Annotated in this window: 12 protein-coding genes and 2 pseudogenes; 10 read left to right on the top strand and 4 right to left on the bottom strand. The window is 69.2% G+C overall.

The features are described 5' to 3' along the window. Window positions 1-168: 168 nt before the first annotated feature. On the top strand, window positions 169-1,653 hold the full coding sequence (locus ACQ859_RS02695; RefSeq protein ID WP_431264502.1) for a catalase: 1,485 nt from the start codon (window positions 169-171) through the stop codon (window positions 1,651-1,653). Window positions 1,654-1,951: 298 nt separating this feature from the next. Then, window positions 1,952-2,476 (top strand): Dps family protein, encoded by a 525-nt coding sequence (locus ACQ859_RS02690; RefSeq protein WP_431264501.1) that lies wholly within the window; start codon window positions 1,952-1,954, stop codon window positions 2,474-2,476. Here the strand turns inward: ACQ859_RS02690 and ACQ859_RS02685 are convergent, their stop codons facing one another. Beyond that, window positions 2,477-3,430: a phosphate acetyltransferase gene (locus tag ACQ859_RS02685; RefSeq protein ID WP_431264500.1), complete on the bottom strand. Its 954-nt coding sequence runs from the start codon at window positions 3,428-3,430 to the stop codon at window positions 2,477-2,479. It lies immediately after the preceding gene. A 119-nt stretch (window positions 3,431-3,549) separates the two neighbouring features. Here ACQ859_RS02685 and ACQ859_RS02680 point away from each other — a divergent pair, with 119 nt between their 5' ends. From ACQ859_RS02680 to ACQ859_RS02655, 6 genes and pseudogenes are all read left to right on the top strand, one after another. Then, complete coding sequence (locus ACQ859_RS02680) at window positions 3,550-5,832, top strand: DUF3141 domain-containing protein (protein ID WP_431264499.1); 2,283 nt, start codon at window positions 3,550-3,552, stop codon at window positions 5,830-5,832. Further along, a complete protein-coding gene (fabI, locus tag ACQ859_RS02675; RefSeq protein WP_431264498.1) occupies window positions 5,829-6,620 on the top strand; it encodes an enoyl-ACP reductase FabI in 792 nt (263 codons plus the stop codon). The genes ACQ859_RS02680 and fabI overlap by 4 nt, the downstream gene beginning before the upstream one ends. A 3-nt stretch (window positions 6,621-6,623) precedes the next feature. Continuing rightward, a pseudogene (locus ACQ859_RS02670) lies at window positions 6,624-7,846 on the top strand (acetate/propionate family kinase). A gap of 2 nt (window positions 7,847-7,848) precedes the next feature. Further along, the gene (locus ACQ859_RS02665; RefSeq protein WP_431264497.1) at window positions 7,849-8,208 is read left to right on the top strand and encodes a hypothetical protein; all 360 of its coding nucleotides are present in this window, start codon (window positions 7,849-7,851) and stop codon (window positions 8,206-8,208) included. A 74-nt stretch (window positions 8,209-8,282) separates the two neighbouring features. Next, entirely contained in the window at window positions 8,283-8,888 is a 606-nt protein-coding gene (locus tag ACQ859_RS02660; protein WP_431264496.1) for a DJ-1/PfpI family protein, read from the top strand. 53 nt (window positions 8,889-8,941) lie between these two features. Next, window positions 8,942-10,579 carry a peptide chain release factor 3 gene (locus ACQ859_RS02655; protein WP_088407998.1) on the top strand — a complete coding sequence of 546 codons (1,638 nt, stop codon included), beginning with the start codon at window positions 8,942-8,944 and terminating at the stop codon, window positions 10,577-10,579. Window positions 10,580-10,609: 30 nt separating this feature from the next. Here ACQ859_RS02655 and ACQ859_RS02650 read toward each other — a convergent pair whose 3' ends face one another. Beyond that, window positions 10,610-11,125 (bottom strand): outer membrane beta-barrel protein, encoded by a 516-nt coding sequence (locus tag ACQ859_RS02650; RefSeq protein ID WP_431264495.1) that lies wholly within the window; start codon window positions 11,123-11,125, stop codon window positions 10,610-10,612. Window positions 11,126-11,319: 194 nt separating this feature from the next. Here ACQ859_RS02650 and ACQ859_RS02645 point away from each other — a divergent pair, with 194 nt between their 5' ends. Beyond that, on the top strand, window positions 11,320-12,126 hold the full coding sequence (locus ACQ859_RS02645) for a substrate-binding periplasmic protein (RefSeq protein ID WP_431264494.1): 807 nt from the start codon (window positions 11,320-11,322) through the stop codon (window positions 12,124-12,126). Here the strand turns inward: ACQ859_RS02645 and ACQ859_RS02640 are convergent. Further along, window positions 12,077-13,141 (bottom strand): NAD-dependent epimerase/dehydratase family protein, encoded by a 1,065-nt coding sequence (locus ACQ859_RS02640; protein ID WP_431266445.1) that lies wholly within the window; start codon window positions 13,139-13,141, stop codon window positions 12,077-12,079. The genes ACQ859_RS02645 and ACQ859_RS02640 overlap by 50 nt on opposite strands. Before the next feature lie 140 nt (window positions 13,142-13,281). Between ACQ859_RS02640 and ACQ859_RS02635 the strand changes: the two are divergent. Then, window positions 13,282-14,267: pseudogene (locus tag ACQ859_RS02635) on the top strand (LysR family transcriptional regulator). Here the strand turns inward: ACQ859_RS02635 and ACQ859_RS02630 are convergent. Beyond that, a complete protein-coding gene (locus ACQ859_RS02630; protein ID WP_431264493.1) occupies window positions 14,268-15,221 on the bottom strand; it encodes an MBL fold metallo-hydrolase in 954 nt (317 codons plus the stop codon). It abuts the pseudogene before it with no gap. Window positions 15,222-15,340: the final 119 nt, after the last annotated feature.

Raw genomic sequence — 15,340 nt, 5'->3', positions numbered from 1 at the left:
GGCGGCTTTAGTTTTTCCCAATCACCACGTTTGAGCTATCCAAATATCATCATCGATAGTATTTCTCTAAAGTCCTCCTCATGCGCCGCTCAGGTCTTCCTTCCGGGGAGTTCAACGGCGGTCCGGACCCCTACAAAGCGTCCCTGTCTGAAGCATCGAGGAGTGCCCATGAGTGCCAAGCCCCCACATCCCGCCCAGTGCCCGGTCATGACGACGAGCGCCGGCGCGCCGATCGCCGACAACCAGAATTCGCTGACCGCCGGCCCGCGCGGCCCCGTCCTGATGCAGGACTACCAGCTGATCGAGAAGCTGGCCCACCAGAACCGCGAGCGCATTCCTGAGCGCGTCGTGCATGCCAAGGGCTGGGGCGCCTTCGGCACGCTGACCGTCACGCAGGACATCTCCCGCTTCACCCGTGCCAAGCTGTTCGGCGCGGTCGGCAAGCAGACGCCGATGCTGGCGCGCTTCTCGACGGTCGCCGGCGAGCAAGGGGCCGCCGATGCGGAACGCGACGTCCGCGGCTTCTCGCTGAAGTTCTATACCGAAGAAGGCAACTGGGACCTGGTCGGCAACAACACCCCGGTGTTCTTCATTCGCGACCCGCTGAAGTTCCCCGACTTCATCCACACGCAGAAGCGCCATCCGGTCACCAACCTGCGCTCCGCCACCGCCGCGTGGGACTACTGGAGCCTGTCGCCCGAGAGCCTGCATCAGGTCACCATCCTGATGAGCGACCGCGGCATCCCCGTCAGCCCGCGCTTCATGGACGGCTTCGGCTCCCACACCTACAGCTTCTGGAACGCCGACGGCGAGCGCTTCTGGGTGAAGTTCCACTTCAAGACCCGCCAGGGCCATCGCACGCTCACGAACGCCGAAGCCGCCGCCGTCATCGGGCAGACCCGCGAGAGCTACCAGGAAGACCTCTTCGGCGCGATCGACCAGGGCCAGTTCCCGCAGTGGACGATGTCCGTGCAGGTGATGCCGGAACTCGACGCCGACAAGACCTCCTACAACCCCTTCGACCTGACCAAGGTCTGGCCGCATGCCGAGTACCCGCTGATCGAGGTCGGCGTGCTCGAACTCAACCGCAATCCGGAGAACTACTTCGAGGAGATCGAGCAGGCCGCGTTCTCGCCGAGCAACATCGTTCCGGGCATCGGCTTCAGCCCCGACAAGGTGCTGCAGGCGCGGATCTTCAGCTACGCCGATGCGCACCGCTACCGCCTGGGCACGCATTACGAGGCGCTGCCGGTCAACGCGCCCAAGTGCCCCGTCCATCACTATCACAAGGACGGCGCCATGAAGTTCTTCCGCACGCCGACCGGCAACCCGAACGCGTACTACGAGCCCAACAGCTTCGGCGGCGCGACGCAGGATCCCTCGGTCGCCGAACCGCCGCTGCGCCTGCAGGGCGACGCGGCCCGCTTCGACCACCGCGAGGGCAATGACGACTACGCGCAGCCCGGCGCCCTCTTCCGCCTGCTCGGCGAGGAACAGCAGCAACGGCTGGGTCGCAACATCGCGGAATCGATGCGCGGCGTGCCGGCCTTCATCGTCGATCGGCAGCTGGGCCACTTCGACAAGGCGGATCCGGACTACGGCCGCGTCGTCCGCGCCGCACTGAGCACGCTCGACATCGAGTTCACCGTCTGACGACGTCGGAAGCATCTGCAAGGAGCAAGACATGACCCCTCGTTCCGGACAACGCACACTGGGTTGGCTGCTGGTGGCCGCCGGCGCCGCGCTGAACGTGCAGTCGTTGATCGACTGGATGCAGCACAGCGTCGCATAAGCGAAGACCCAAGGCCCGAGCGGCTCGGTCGTTCGCGGCCTAGCGCGCCGTACGTCCAAGTAGAGACCTACTGGTCGCCCCGCAGTCACGCCACCGATCACTGGTATCGGTTAGGCTGCGTGGCGTCTTTTTCCTTCCATTCCTGCAAGGAGTTTCACGATGGCCAAGAAGAGCCCCTCTCCCGCCAAGGCAACCTCCGCGAAGGGTGCGCCGTCCATCCAGATCGGCATCAGCGACAAGGACCGTGCGGCGATCGCGCAGGGTTTGTCCAAGCTGCTGGCCGACACCTACACGCTCTACCTGACCACGCACAACTTCCACTGGAACGTGACGGGGCCGATGTTCAACTCGCTGCACGCGATGTTCATGGCCCAGTACACCGAGCTGTGGAACGCTGTCGATCCGGTCGCCGAGCGCATCCGCTCGCTGGGTCACAAGGCGCCGGGTTCGTACGCGCAGTTCGCGGCGCTGAGCTCGCTGCCGGACGCGCCGACCACGCCGCCCAAGGCGCTGGACATGGTCCGCATCCTGGTCGACGGTCATGAAGGCGTCGCCCGCACGGCACGCGCGCTGTTCGACCTGGTCGACAAGGCGAACGACGAGCCGACCGCCGACCTGCTCACCCAGCGCCTGACGGTGCACGAGCAGACCGCCTGGATGCTGCGCTCGCTGCTGGAAGAGTGATCAGCCCACGGCCTTGATGCGGCCGGCCCGCCCGGCCTCGGCCAGCATCGAGGCCAGCGCGCACGACGCGAGCCGCGCCGTGCGCGAATCGGCGCGGCTGGTCAGCACGATCGGCACCTTCGCGCCGAGCACCACCCCCGCCGCGTAGGCCTGCGCCAGGAAGCTCAGGCTCTTCGCGAGCATGTTGCCGGCGTCCAGGTCCGGCACGATCAGCACGTTGGCCTTGCCCGCCACCGGCGACACGATGCCCTTGATGCGCGCCGCCTCGGCATCGATGGCGTTGTCCATCGCCAAGGGGCCGTCCAGCACCGCACCGGTGATCTGCCCGCGGTCCGCCATCTTGCACAGCGCCGCCGCATCCAGCGTCGACGGCACCTTCGGATTCACCGTCTCCATCGCCGACAGCAGCGCCACCCGCACCTCCGGGAGATGCAGCGCGTGCGCGAGGTCGATCGCGTTCTGCACGATGTCGACCTTCTCCTCCAGCGTCGGCGCGATGTTGATGGCCGCGTCCGAGATGATCAGCGGCTGCGCGTGCCCCGGCACGTCCATCACGAAGCAATGGCTGATGCGCCGTGACGTGCGCAGGCCGCCTTCGCGCCGCACCACGGCGCCCATCAGTTCATCGGTGTGCAGGCTGCCCTTCATCAGCGCGTCGACCTCACCCTTGAGCGCCATCGCCACGCCCATCTCCGCCGCCGCATGGCTGTGCGGCACGTCGACGACGGTGTAGCGCGAAAGATCTACGCCGGCCGCGGCAGCAGCCTCCGACACCTTGCCCGCCGGACCGATCAGGAGGGGTTCGATCAGGCCCAGCGCCGCCGCTTCCGTCGCCGCGAGCAGGGACACGTCATTGCACGGATGAACGACCGCCATGCGCAACGGCGGCAGCTCGCGCACCGCCTCGATGAGGCGGTCGTAGTGCGGATGGGCACCGGGCGCTTGTTCGGTCATGGTTCGATCACCCTGCGTCTCCCTCGGACATTGACAACGAGTCGCGGTCGATGATGCATGCTGCGGTGCAACAAATCAAGCCGAGCGGACCTCGCGAGGCATTGCTGGGAGCAAGGCGAATGTCCGGAACGTCCGACTGGATCCACGACTGGCAAGCGTACGCGACCGACGCGTGGCAGCGCTCGCTGCTGACGCTGGACACGATGCGCGAGCGCGGCAACGTGTTCCTCCACCACCTGAAGGCCGGCAAGCCCGCGCTGCTGAAGTTCGAACATGAACTGCTGATCGACGGCCGCGACCTGCCGCAGCCCTGCAACTACGCGCTGCTGCGCATCCTGCCGGCGGACGGCGACATCGTCGATCCCGCGCGGCGACCCATCGTCGTCATCGATCCACGCGCGGGCCACGGGCCCGGGATCGGCGGCTTCAAGCCGGACTCCGAGATCGGCGTCGCGCTGCGCGCCGGCCACCCGGTCTACTTCATCACCTTCGAGCCGGAACCGGTCGAGGGTCAGACCTTGCTCGACGTCGCGCGCGCCGAGGCGCACTTCATCGAGGAGGTCGCCCGCCGCCATCCGAAGGCGCCGGGCCTGCCTGCGGTGATCGGCAACTGCCAGGCCGGCTGGGCGGTCGCGGCGCTGGCCGCGGTGCGCAGCGACCTGATGGGGCCCATCATCCTGAACGGTGCGCCGCTGTCGTACTGGGCGGGCTCGCCCGAACAGAACCCGATGCGCTACGCAGGCGGCGCGCTCGGCGGCGCGTGGATGTCGGCGCTGTCGGCGGACCTCGGCGGCGACCGCTTCGACGGCGCGCACCTGGTCTCCAACTTCGAGAACCTCAACCTCGCCAACAGCTGGTGGGACAAGTACTACCACCTCTACGCCAACGTCGACACCGAGCGCGAGCGCTTCCTCGACTTCGAGCGCTGGTGGGGCGGCTACTTCCGCATGACCGGCGAGGAGATCGAGGCCATCGTCGAGAACCTGTTCATCGGCAACCGCCTCGCGCGCGGCGAGGTCGAGCTGGAAGGCTACCGGCTGGACCTGCGCAACATCACCGCACCGATGGTGATCTTCGCGTCCTGGGGCGACAACATCACCCCGCCCCAGCAGGCGCTGGACTGGATCATCGACGTCTGGGGCAGCGAGAAGGCGCTGGTCAAGGCGGGCCGCACCATCGTCTACATGCTGCATCCGAAGATCGGCCACCTGGGCATCTTCGTCGGCGGCGGCGTCGCGCGGCGCGAGCATGAGCAGATCCTCGACACGCTGGAGCAGATCGTCGCGCTGCCACCCGGCCTGTACGAGATGAAGATAGCGGCCCGCGATCCCGAAGCGCCGCTGGCGGCGCTGGAATCGGGCGACTACTCGGTGAGTTTCGAGACCCGCACCGTGGACGACCTGCGCGCGCTGAACCCGGAATGCCGCCGCGACGAGGCGCTGTTCAGCACCATCGCGCAGGTCTCCGAGATGAACATGCGCCGCTACCGCCAGTGGCTGCAACCGGCCGTGCGCGCGGTCGGCAGCCAGGCGCTCGGCGACTGGCTGCGCTGGGTGCATCCGTTGCGTCAGCAGCATCTGGCGATCTCCGACCTGCATCCGCTGGCGCCGTGGCTCAAGCAGGCCGCCGACGGCGCTCGCGCGCAGCGCCAGAGCATCGATGCGGAGAACCCCTGGCTCAAGTGGGAGCAACTCGGCTCCCGCGCGATCAGCGAATCGCTGGACCGGCTCGGGCACCAGCGCGATGCGACGCTCGTGCACTGGGTGGAAGCGGTCTACGGGCCGTACGGCCTGGGCGCGCTGCTGCCGCCACGGGACTCGGACCTCGCCTCCGGCGCCGCGCACGCGGCCGCCGATGAGCGCGAGGGGCGCCGCATGGCGCTGGAGCAGGTCGAACAAGGCGGGTTCGCCGACGCCGTCTGCCGCATCCTGCTCGCGGGCCTCGCGCATCGCGGCGTGATACAGCGACGCGGACTGGTGCTCGGCCAGTTGCTGGCCGACTCCCACCGCCGCATGGCCGAGGACGCCGAAGGCGCCGTCTCCGCCGGCGCGGTGCCCAGCGAAGACTGGGCGACGCTCCTGCATCGTCAGGCGCTGATCGTGACCTTCGCGCCGGACGAGGCGATGGCCGCCCTTCCGACGCTGCTCCCGACGCTCGAGGACCGCGAGCAAGCCGTGGCGCTCGCCAGCGCGGTGCTGATGAGCGAATCCGAGCTCGCCGATCCCAAGTCGCCAGCGGCGCGCCATGTCCACGAACTGCTGCACGTCGACCCGGTGCGCGTGGCCGACATGGCGCTCGCGCTGTCGGCACCCACCGCGGCGTCGACGGCGGCAGCGGCAACGGTCTCGATCGCGGCCTCGCCCGCGTCCAGGCCCGCGCGCCGGCGCAAGGCGGTCGCATGAACTCCGCGGCCGTGCAGTTCGGCCGGCTGCTGGCCGGACGCAAGGTGCTGATCACCGGCATCGCCAACGACCAGTCGATCGCCTACGGCTGCGCCCGGGCCTTCCGCGCGATGGGCGCGGACCTGGCGCTCACCTACCTGAACGACAAGGCGCTGCCGCATGTGAAGCCGCTGGCCGACGCGCTCGGCGCCGACATGCTGCTGCCCCTGGACCTGCGCGATCCCGACGCGCTCGACGGGGTCTTCGCCGCCGTGTCCGAGCGCTGGGGCGTGCTGCACGCGGCGCTGCATTCGATCGCCTTCGCGCCCAAGGACGACCTGCATGGGCGCCTCGTCGACAGCAGCGCGGCCGGTTTCGCGATGGCGATGGACATCTCGTGCCACAGCTTCATCCGCATGGCTCGCCTCGCGGAGCCGCTGATGCGCGCGGCCGGCGGCACGCTGTTCACGATGAGCTTCCAGGGTGCGAGCAAGGTCATCGAGCACTACAACCTGATGGGCCCCGTGAAAGCGGCGCTGGAGGCCTCGGTGCGCTACCTCGCGCATGAACTGGGCCCGGCGGGCATCCGGGTACATGCGATCTCGCCGGGGCCGATCGCGACGCGCGCGGCGTCCGGGCTGGAGGAGTTCGACCAGTTGCTGGCCGACGCCGCCGCCCGCGCGCCGGCCCACGCGCTGGCGACGATCGACGACGTCGGCTACGCGACCGCGATGCTCGCGGGCGACCACGCGCGGCTCATCACCGGTTCCACGCTGTACGTGGACGGCGGTTATCACATCATGGGGTGAGCGATGGATGCACGGCTTGAAGGCGAATTCATCGCGGTCGTCAACGCGGGCTCATCCAGCATCAAGCTGTCGATGTACTCGCTGCACGAAGACCGCCGGCTGGGGCCCCTGCGGCTCGAACTGCGCGCGCAGGTCGAAGGCATCGGCACCGCAAAGCCTCACTTCGAGGCCTCGCATGCCGACGGCGCCAAGGCCGGCTCGCGCGACTGGCCCGTCGGCGAGACGCTGACGCATGACGCCGCGCTCGACCACCTGATCGAGTTCGTCACCCACGAGTTCCCCGGCATCCAGATGCTGGGCATCGGCCACCGCGTCGTGCATGGCGGTACCGCGTTCGCGCAGCCGGTGCGGGTGACGCCGCCGGTGCTGGCGCAACTCGAGACGCTGGTGTCGCTGGCCCCCTGCATCAGCCGCACAACCTGGCGCCGATCCGCCGCGCCTTCTCGGCGCTGCCGGGACTGCCGCAGGTCGCCTGTTTCGACACGGCTTTCCACCGCGGCCAGTCCGATGTCGCCGACGCCTTCGCCCTGCCCTACGCGCTGTTCGAAGCCGGCGTGCGCCGCTACGGTTTCCACGGCCTGAGCTACGAGTACATCGCGTCGCGGCTGCCGGCGCTGTCGCCGCGCCTGGCGGACGGTCGCGCGGTCATCCTGCACCTGGGCAACGGGGCGAGCGCCTGCGCGCTGCACCGCGGCCGCAGCATCGCCAGCAGCATGGGCTTCACCGCCGTCGACGGCCTGCCGATGGGCACGCGCAGCGGCGCGGTCGATCCCGGCGTGCTGATCTACCTGATGGACGAGCAGCGCATGGACGCGCGCGAGCTCGAGACCCTGCTCTACAAGCAGTCCGGCCTGCTGGGACTGTCCGGCATCTCCAGCGACATGCGCCAGCTGCTGGCCAGCGATGCGCCGCGGGCACGATTCGCGATCGACGTCTTCGTCCACCGCGTCGCCCGCGAGATCGGCGCGCTGGCGGCGGAAATGGGCGGCCTGGACGGCCTGGTGTTCACCGCCGGAATCGGCGAGCATGCCGCGGAGATCCGTCGGCGGGTGCTGTCGCGCTGTCTGTGGCTGGGGGTGTCGGTGCAGGACGCCGCCAACCGCGAGGGGCCGGCCGAGCGCCGGATCAGCACCGTCGACAGCCGGTGCGAGGCCTGGGTCATCCCCACCGACGAGGAACTCATGATGGCCCGCCACACGTTCCGGCTGCTGGCCGGGGAGGAGTGACCATGCGAACGCCCAAGCAACGCCACAGCCACGAGGAATGGGAGAAGACGGTCGAGGACGTGGACCTCCAGATCGCGCAGCTGGCGATCATGTGCCACGTGCGGCTGCTCGATCCCGGCGTCATCGAGCGCGTGCTCGACAACGACCTGCGCATCTGCGGCGACGGCCACGAAAGCGGCTTCGAGAAGCTGCGCGGCATGCTCTACCTGCACTACGAGGTGCAGACCCGGCTGGCCGAGGAACTCGGCCCGGTGGACGCCGCCGAGGTCGTCCAGCGCGTGCGCCAGCACCTGCTGGTGCGCATCGGCACCCAGCTCGGCACGCTGGGCTCGCCGCAGGCGCCGGGCGGCGCCGGCGGATAACCCCTCGACTTGGGCCTGGCGGGCGACGGCGCTACAGTGGGCCGCATCGCCTTGCGGGTCTTCCGGGTCTCCTCATGCGCATTGCCATCCTTTCCTTCGACGGCTTCAACGAGATCGACAGCTTCGTCCCCCTGGGGCTGCTGAACCGGCTCAAGCCGCTGGGCTGGTCCGCCGAACTGTGCGGGCCCGGGCCGGCGGTCACCTCGATGAACGGCGTGACCGTTCAGCTGAAACACCCGCTCGAGTGGGCCAACGAGGCCGACGCGGTCTGGTTCGGCTCGGGCATCTACACGCGGGCGATCGCGGAGAACTCGGCCCTGCTGGACCGGCTGCAGATCGATCCGACGCGGCAGCTGATCGCCTCGCAGTGCTCCGGCGCGCTGCTGGTGGCGCGGCTGGGGCTGCTCGGCGACGCGCCCGCATGCACCGATGCCTCCACGCGCCCCTGGCTGGTCGAGGCCGGCGTGCGGGTCCTCGACGAACCCTTCCACGCCCGCGGCCCGGTGGCGACGTCGGGCGGTTGCCTCGCCTCGCAGTACCTGTCGGCCTGGCTGATGTGGAGCAAGGCCGGCGAGTCCGCCGCCCGGGACGCGTTGACCTACGCCGCACCGGTCGGGGAGAAGGACGAGTACGTCGAGCGCCTGCTGGCCCGCGTCCGGCCCTTCATGCCGGAACAGTGAGGACTGTCGCGGTGCATGGCCGATAATCCCAGGTTCGCCGCCCCAGAGCCGCCATGTCCACCGATCTGTCCCGCATCCCGTCCGAAGTGCGCCGTCGCCGCACCTTCGCCATCATTTCCCACCCTGACGCGGGCAAGACCACGCTGACGGAGAAGCTGCTGCTGTTCTCCGGCGCGATCCAGATCGCGGGCTCGGTGAAGGCGCGCAAGGCCTCGCGGCATGCGACCTCCGACTGGATGGAGATCGAGAAGCAGCGCGGCATCTCGGTGGCCTCGTCGGTGATGCAGATGGAGTACCGCGACTGCGTCATCAACCTGCTGGACACCCCGGGCCACCAGGACTTCTCGGAAGACACCTACCGCGTGCTGACCGCGGTCGACGCGGCGCTGATGGTGATCGACGCGGCCAACGGCGTCGAGCCGCAGACCCGGCGGCTGATCCAGGTCTGCCGCGCGCGCAACACGCCGATCCTGACCTTCGTCAACAAGATGGACCGCGAGGTCCAGGAGCCGCTGGCGCTGATGGACGAGATCGAGCGCGAGCTGGGCATGACGGTGGTCCCGTTCACCTGGCCGGTGGGCATGGGCAAGCATTTCCACGGCGTGATGGACCTGCGCCAGCAGCGCATGCGGGTCTTCGCGCCCGGCGAGGACCGCGCCGCCGGCACCGAGGAAGTGCTGGACGGCCTGGACAACCCGGCCTACGCCGAGCGCTTCGGCATGCAGTACGACAACGCGCAGGGCGAGATCGAGCTGGTCAAGGAAGCCGCGCCGGCCTTCGACGAGGACGCCTTCCTCGCGGGCCAGCAGACGCCGATGTTCTTCGGCTCCGCGGTCAACAACTTCGGCGTGCAGGAAGTGCTGGACGCGCTGGTCGAGCTGGCGCCCGCGCCGGCCGAGCGCGCCGCGATGCAGCGCGTCGTTCAGCCGGAAGAGCCCAAGTTCACCGGCGTCGTCTTCAAGATCCAGGCCAACATGGACCCGGCGCACCGTGACCGGATCGCGTTCCTGCGCGTGGCCTCGGGCCACTTCGAGCGCGGCATGCGCCTGAAGGTCGTGCGCTCCGGCAAGGAGCTGCGCCCCAACACGGTGGTGAGCTTCCTGTCGCAGCGCCGCGAACTGCTGGACGAGGCCTTCGCCGGCGACATCATCGGCATCCCCAACCACGGCGTGCTGCAGCTCGGCGACACGATCACCGAGGGCGAGGCGCTGCAGTACACCGGCCTGCCCTTCTTCGCGCCGGAAATGTTCCGCTCCGTCGAAGTGGCGGACCCGCTCAAGACCAAGCAGCTGCGCGAAGGCCTGCGCCAGCTCGGCGAGGAAGGGGCGATCCAGGTCTTCCGCCCCGAGGCCGGCAGCGTGCTGCTGCTGGGCGCGGTCGGCCAGCTGCAGTTCGAGGTCGTCGCGCACCGGCTGGAGCACGAGTACGGCGTCAAGGCCCGCGTCATGCCGGCGCGCTACAACGTCGCGCGCTGGGTGACCTGCGACGAGGCCGATGGCGGCGAGAAGGAACTGCGTCGCTTCATCGACCACAACGCGCACCGCGTCGCCTGGGATGCGGTGAATGCGCCGACAGTGCTGCTCGAGTACGCCGGCGAACTCCGCGCGATGCAGGAGAACTGGCCGAAGATCAAATTCCACGCGCTGCGCGAGCACGCGGGCCTGGTCTTCCAGAAGCAGATGGACGCCTGACGGCGTCCACGTCCAGGGTCGGCAGCCGGGTCAGTAGCCGAGCTGCCAGCCGAGCAGCCACAGGCCGGTGTTGATGCCGGAGTAGCGCTCGTAGCCGGCGGTGATCGCGACGTGGCGGCTGAATTCCAGGGATGCGCCGACACCGGCGGTCACGCTGGTCTTGTCGCCCGCATGGCCGCCGTCGTCGCGTGACATCTTGGTCTGGCCGATGCCGAGCCGGCCGTTCAGGCTGAACATCCGGGCCACCGGATAGCGGTAGACGGCGGCGACGCCGACGTGCGTGTCGGGGTACGCGTAATCGCGGCGCGGGCCGAACGGCCGGAACGCGAGGCTGCGTGTGTAGATCTCGGCGCCATAGTTCGCGTTGAAGTAATAGCCGAACGAATAACCGACGGACAGCTGGTCGCCATCGCGCTTGTAGGCCTCCTGGCTGCCGTCGACACCGCCGACGCCCACAGATCCATAGATCAGCGTGTCATCGGCCGCCTGCGCGGTGCCGGCCGTCATGGCCATCACCGCGGCCAACCCGCTCCAGAACTTCTTCATTGCTTCTCCCTTGTGCTCGATACGCCCGGGGTGTCCCAGGGCGGGGCCGGAGGATAACGGCCGGGGTCAGGTCTTTCGTGCAGGCGCCCTCTTTGGAGGGAAAGGGCTTTCCCCAGTCCGGATGCCGTGACCTTGTTGGCGTTATGCGACGACACCGCTGTCGGCCTGTCATGGCGTCTTCCTACACTGCCGCGATGCCCCACGAGATCCAGCCCCCGCCGGAGCGCCGTCTGTGCTGCCTCCTGCTGGCGGCGGGACTGCTGCCGGGCGCATTGCCCGCGGCGCTGGCCGCCCCGGCGCGTCCGCGGACCGCGGCGGGGCCGGCCGAACTGGTCGCTTTCACCGAGAACCTGCCGCCGCTGAACCATGCGGAACACGGCGAGGCGCGCGGCTTCAGCACCGAGCTGCTGAAGATGGTGGCGGCCGACGCCGGCCTGCCGCTGCGCGTGCAGGTGCTGCCGTGGCAGCGGTCGGTGCAGGAAGCAGGACGGCGCGCGGACAGCGTGCTGTTCTCGCTGACGCGCACCCCGGAGCGCGAGACCCAGTACCGCTGGGTCGGGCCGATCAGCCCGCGGCGCATCCTCGTCTACCGGCTGAGCCACCGCGCGGACGTGCGTCCCCCAAGCCTGAAGCAACTCGGCGGTCTGCGGATGGGCGTGACACGCGATTCGGCCGCCGCGCGACAGCTGATCGCAGAGGGCTTGCGGCCCGAGGTCGAGCTGGAACTCGCCATCGACGACGCGACCAACCTGCGCAAGCTGCTGGCCGGCCGCATGGACCTGATCGTGATGCTGGACTGGGCTGCGGCCTGGCACCTGCGCGAGCTGAAGCTGCCCTACGCCACCTTGACGCCGGTACTGCCGATGGACGTCGACAAATCCTACTGGTACGGCCTGCCCGCGGACAGCGATCCGGCGCTGGCGCGGCGCCTGCAGACCGCGCTGGATCGCATCAGGCGGGACGGGCGCTACGAGCGCCTGCGGCAGCGCTACTTCGATTGAAGCGCGCCGAGGCCTGAGCGGCGGGCAGGCAACCCAGTGCCTCCAACGTGCGCTCGATCGCGACATCGAGCGGCGTGTGCGGGACGCCTCCGACGTCGGCCAGTTCGGCGGTCAGGCGCGCCTCTCCCATGCGCAACGGCTCGCGCCACAGGTAGCGCATCTCCGCCACTTCGCGGAACAACGGCACCACCGGCTGAGCCAGGCGTACCGCCCACCAGGGGAAGCGCGTGATCCGCGCCTGCACGCCGGTGCGCCGCTGCACGACACGGCGGATCGCCTCCGCCATCTGACGTCCGTCGGCATCCCAATGGCCCGCGAAGTGGAAGCGCGCGAAGGCGGGCAGCGTCTCGCAGCGCTCGATCAGCGCGGCCATCGCCGTCGCGACATCGGGCAGATAGGCCCATTGATGACCGACGCCGTCAGTCCCCGCCTGCTGGATCCTCGTCACCGGCTTGCCCGGCGTCACGAGGCCCTGGGAGAACCAGCTGTTGGCCGCGCCCGGGCCGAAGAAGTCGCCGGCGCGCAGGATGACGGCGCGGAAGTCGCCACGCTCGGCGCCGGCCTGCAGGCGGCGCTCCATCTCGACGCGGATCGCGCCCTTGCGTGTCACGGGACGCTGCGGCGAGTCCTCGACCGGATGCGGCATCGCGTCGGGTCCGAAGTTGTAGACGGTGCCAGGCAGCACGACGGTCGCGCCACGCGCCTTGGCGGCGGCGATGGTGTTGTCGAGCATCGGCAGCACCAGCTCGCTCCAGCGGCGATAACCGGGCGGGTTCACCGCATGCACGATCACGCTGCAGCCCTGCGCGGCGCGCTGCACATCCTCGGCGACGAGGGCGTCGCCCCGCAGCCAGTGCAGGCCGTCGCGGTCCTCGGATTCAGTGGCCAGTCCGCGCTTGAGTGCCCGCACCGTCCAACCCGCATCGCGCAGGGACCGCGCCACCGCGCCACCGATGCCGCCGCTCGCGCCCAGCACCAGCGCCGTCCGCCGCGCCACGGCCGTCATCGCGGCCAGCATACCGATCGCATCCATCGAGGTCATCGCATCCATCGTCAGCTCCTGCTGGACCGCCGAGGTCCTGTTGGGTGAAGGCATGGGATGGATTCTGGAAAAGAGCGGCTTTCCTGAAAATTACCGAACGTCGATGAGCGGCTATACATTTCTGCATGACCTCAAGGACTGCCCCTCCCGCTGCGAATACCCCCGCCTCCGGCTCCCCCAGTTCGTCGAGCGCAGGCATCGCCTGGGAGTGGTACCGCTCCTTCCTCGGCGTGCTGCGGGAAGGTTCGCTGTCAGGCGCCGCTCGGGCGCTGGACCTGACGCAGCCGACGGTCGGCCGGCACGTGGCGGCGTTGGAAGCGCAGGTGGGGCAATCGCTCTTCGTGCGAACGCCCGCCGGTCTGCTGCCGACGGAGGCAGCGCTGGCGCTGCGGCCCTATGCCGAAGCGATGGACAGCACGGCGGCCGCGCTGGAGCGCACCGCGCGCAGCCATGGCGACGGCGTGCGCGGCATCGTGCGCGTGACCGCCAGCGAAGTCATCGGCGTGGAGGTGCTGCCGCCATTGATCGCCGAACTGCGCGAGCGCCATCCCGCGCTGATCGTCGAGCTGGTGCTGAGCAACCGCGTGCAGGACTTGCTGCGACGCGAGGCCGACATCGCGATCCGCATGACCTCGCCGAAGCAGGAGCAGTTGATCGCACGTCGCGTCGGCGTGATCGAGGTCGGCCTGCATGCGCACGAGCGCTACCTCGCGGCACGGGGGACGCCGGAGTCGATGAAGGCGCTGGTCGCGGACGGCCACGCGCTGATCGGGTACGACCAGCCGGCGCCCTACGTGCGCGAACTGGCGCGACGCTATCCGGTGATGACGACCGAGCACTTCGCGCTGCGCACCGACAGCGACCTCGCCCATCTCGCCCTGGTCCGCGCGGGAGCGGGTTGGGGTTGTGCCAGGTCGCGCTGGCCAGGCGCGATCCGGCGCTGCGCCGCGTGCTCGCGGAGGACCTCAGCATCCCCCTGGAGACGTGGATCACCATGCATGAGGACCTGAGGGACAGCCCGCGATGCCGGGCGGTGTTCGATGCGCTGGTCACCGGCCTCGAACGTCATGTCGAGGCCGGCTCCGCAGGTCTCAGCTGATCACGGCTTGATGCTGTAGTTCGCCGGCACCCAGCGGTAGCCCTTGCCGTCCGCGGCCACATGGCCGAGGCCCGGGAAGGACACGTGCGCGATCGCGACCCAGTAGCCGTTCTTCGCCGCGTCCGCATAGGCCTTCTGGCGCTGCGGCATCGCCTGCTTCGAATCGCTGTCGAAGTTGATCGTGACCGACGGATCCGGGAACTGCACCGCCGCGACGTGCATCAGGTCGCCCCACACCGCCAGCTTCTGGCCCTGGCTCTCGACCATGTAGACCGTGTGCCCCGGCGTGTGGCCGTAGGCCGCATGCGTGCGGATGCCCGGCACGAGCTCCGTCTCGCCGCTGAACGGCTTGAGGCGGCCCGCGTCCTGGTACGGCTTCAGCGCCGCGATCGCCGCGCCGAAGAAGTCCTTGTGGCCCGGCGAGGCCTTCGCCGCATTCGCCGTGTTCAGCCAGTAGTCGGCGTCATGCTGGTCCATCCGGACCACCGCGTTCGGGAATACCGCCTGGCCGTCCTTCGTCAGGCCCGCGGCATGGTCCGGATGCAGATGGGTGATGTAGACCTCGTCGACCTGCTCCGGCTGGTAGCCCGCCGCCTTCAGGTTGGCGAGCAGCTTGCCCGTCGTCGGACCGAACACGCCGTTGGCGCCCGTGTCGATCAGCACCAGCTTGGTGCCGGTGTTGATCAGGTAGCCGTTGATCGAGGTCTCGACCGGCGGCTTCAGGTAGTTCTTCCCCAGCGCCTTCACCACGGTGCCAGGCTTGGCCTTGTCCATCAGCTGATCGACCGGCAGATCGATCGTGCCGTCGCTCAGCGCGGTGATCTCGAAGTCGCCGAGCATCAGCCGGTAGTAGCCCGGCGCCTGCGTCTTCACCTGCGGCGCGGCGGCCTGCACGCCCGCGGCGGCCAGTGCGATCGCGAGGCCGAGCGCGGCGAATTTTCCGGAACGGATCATGGGGAACCTCCTGTGCATGGGATGCGTGTGTTCGGGCAGGCGCGCAGCATAGCCACGCCTTGGGCGGGCCACCCTCCCCGTTCGGAAGAAGCATCGTTCTCCCGCAGGAGATTCCGGTG

This window comes from Roseateles chitinivorans (assembly GCF_050632235.1).
In the GTDB taxonomy this organism is placed as follows: Bacteria; Pseudomonadota; Gammaproteobacteria; order Burkholderiales; family Burkholderiaceae_C; genus Roseateles; species Roseateles chitinivorans_A.
Note: the sequence above shows the minus strand (reverse complement) of the source record. Positions and strands in the feature narration are given on the sequence as shown.

Excerpts from the sequence above, each read along its gene's own strand:
- ACQ859_RS02695 (WP_431264502.1), top strand. The coding sequence starts at position 169 with ATGAGTGCCAAGCCCCCACATCCCGCCCAGTGCCCGGTCATGACGACG.
- ACQ859_RS02690 (WP_431264501.1), top strand. The coding sequence starts at position 1,952 with ATGGCCAAGAAGAGCCCCTCTCCCGCCAAGGCAACCTCCGCGAAGGGT.
- ACQ859_RS02685 (WP_431264500.1), bottom strand. The coding sequence starts at position 3,430 with ATGACCGAACAAGCGCCCGGTGCCCATCCGCACTACGACCGCCTCATC.
- ACQ859_RS02680 (WP_431264499.1), top strand. The coding sequence starts at position 3,550 with ATGTCCGGAACGTCCGACTGGATCCACGACTGGCAAGCGTACGCGACC.
- fabI (WP_431264498.1), top strand. The coding sequence starts at position 5,829 with ATGAACTCCGCGGCCGTGCAGTTCGGCCGGCTGCTGGCCGGACGCAAG.
- ACQ859_RS02665 (WP_431264497.1), top strand. The coding sequence starts at position 7,849 with ATGCGAACGCCCAAGCAACGCCACAGCCACGAGGAATGGGAGAAGACG.
- ACQ859_RS02660 (WP_431264496.1), top strand. The coding sequence starts at position 8,283 with ATGCGCATTGCCATCCTTTCCTTCGACGGCTTCAACGAGATCGACAGC.
- ACQ859_RS02655 (WP_088407998.1), top strand. The coding sequence starts at position 8,942 with ATGTCCACCGATCTGTCCCGCATCCCGTCCGAAGTGCGCCGTCGCCGC.
- ACQ859_RS02650 (WP_431264495.1), bottom strand. The coding sequence starts at position 11,125 with ATGAAGAAGTTCTGGAGCGGGTTGGCCGCGGTGATGGCCATGACGGCC.
- ACQ859_RS02645 (WP_431264494.1), top strand. The coding sequence starts at position 11,320 with ATGCCCCACGAGATCCAGCCCCCGCCGGAGCGCCGTCTGTGCTGCCTC.
- ACQ859_RS02630 (WP_431264493.1), bottom strand. The coding sequence starts at position 15,221 with ATGATCCGTTCCGGAAAATTCGCCGCGCTCGGCCTCGCGATCGCACTG.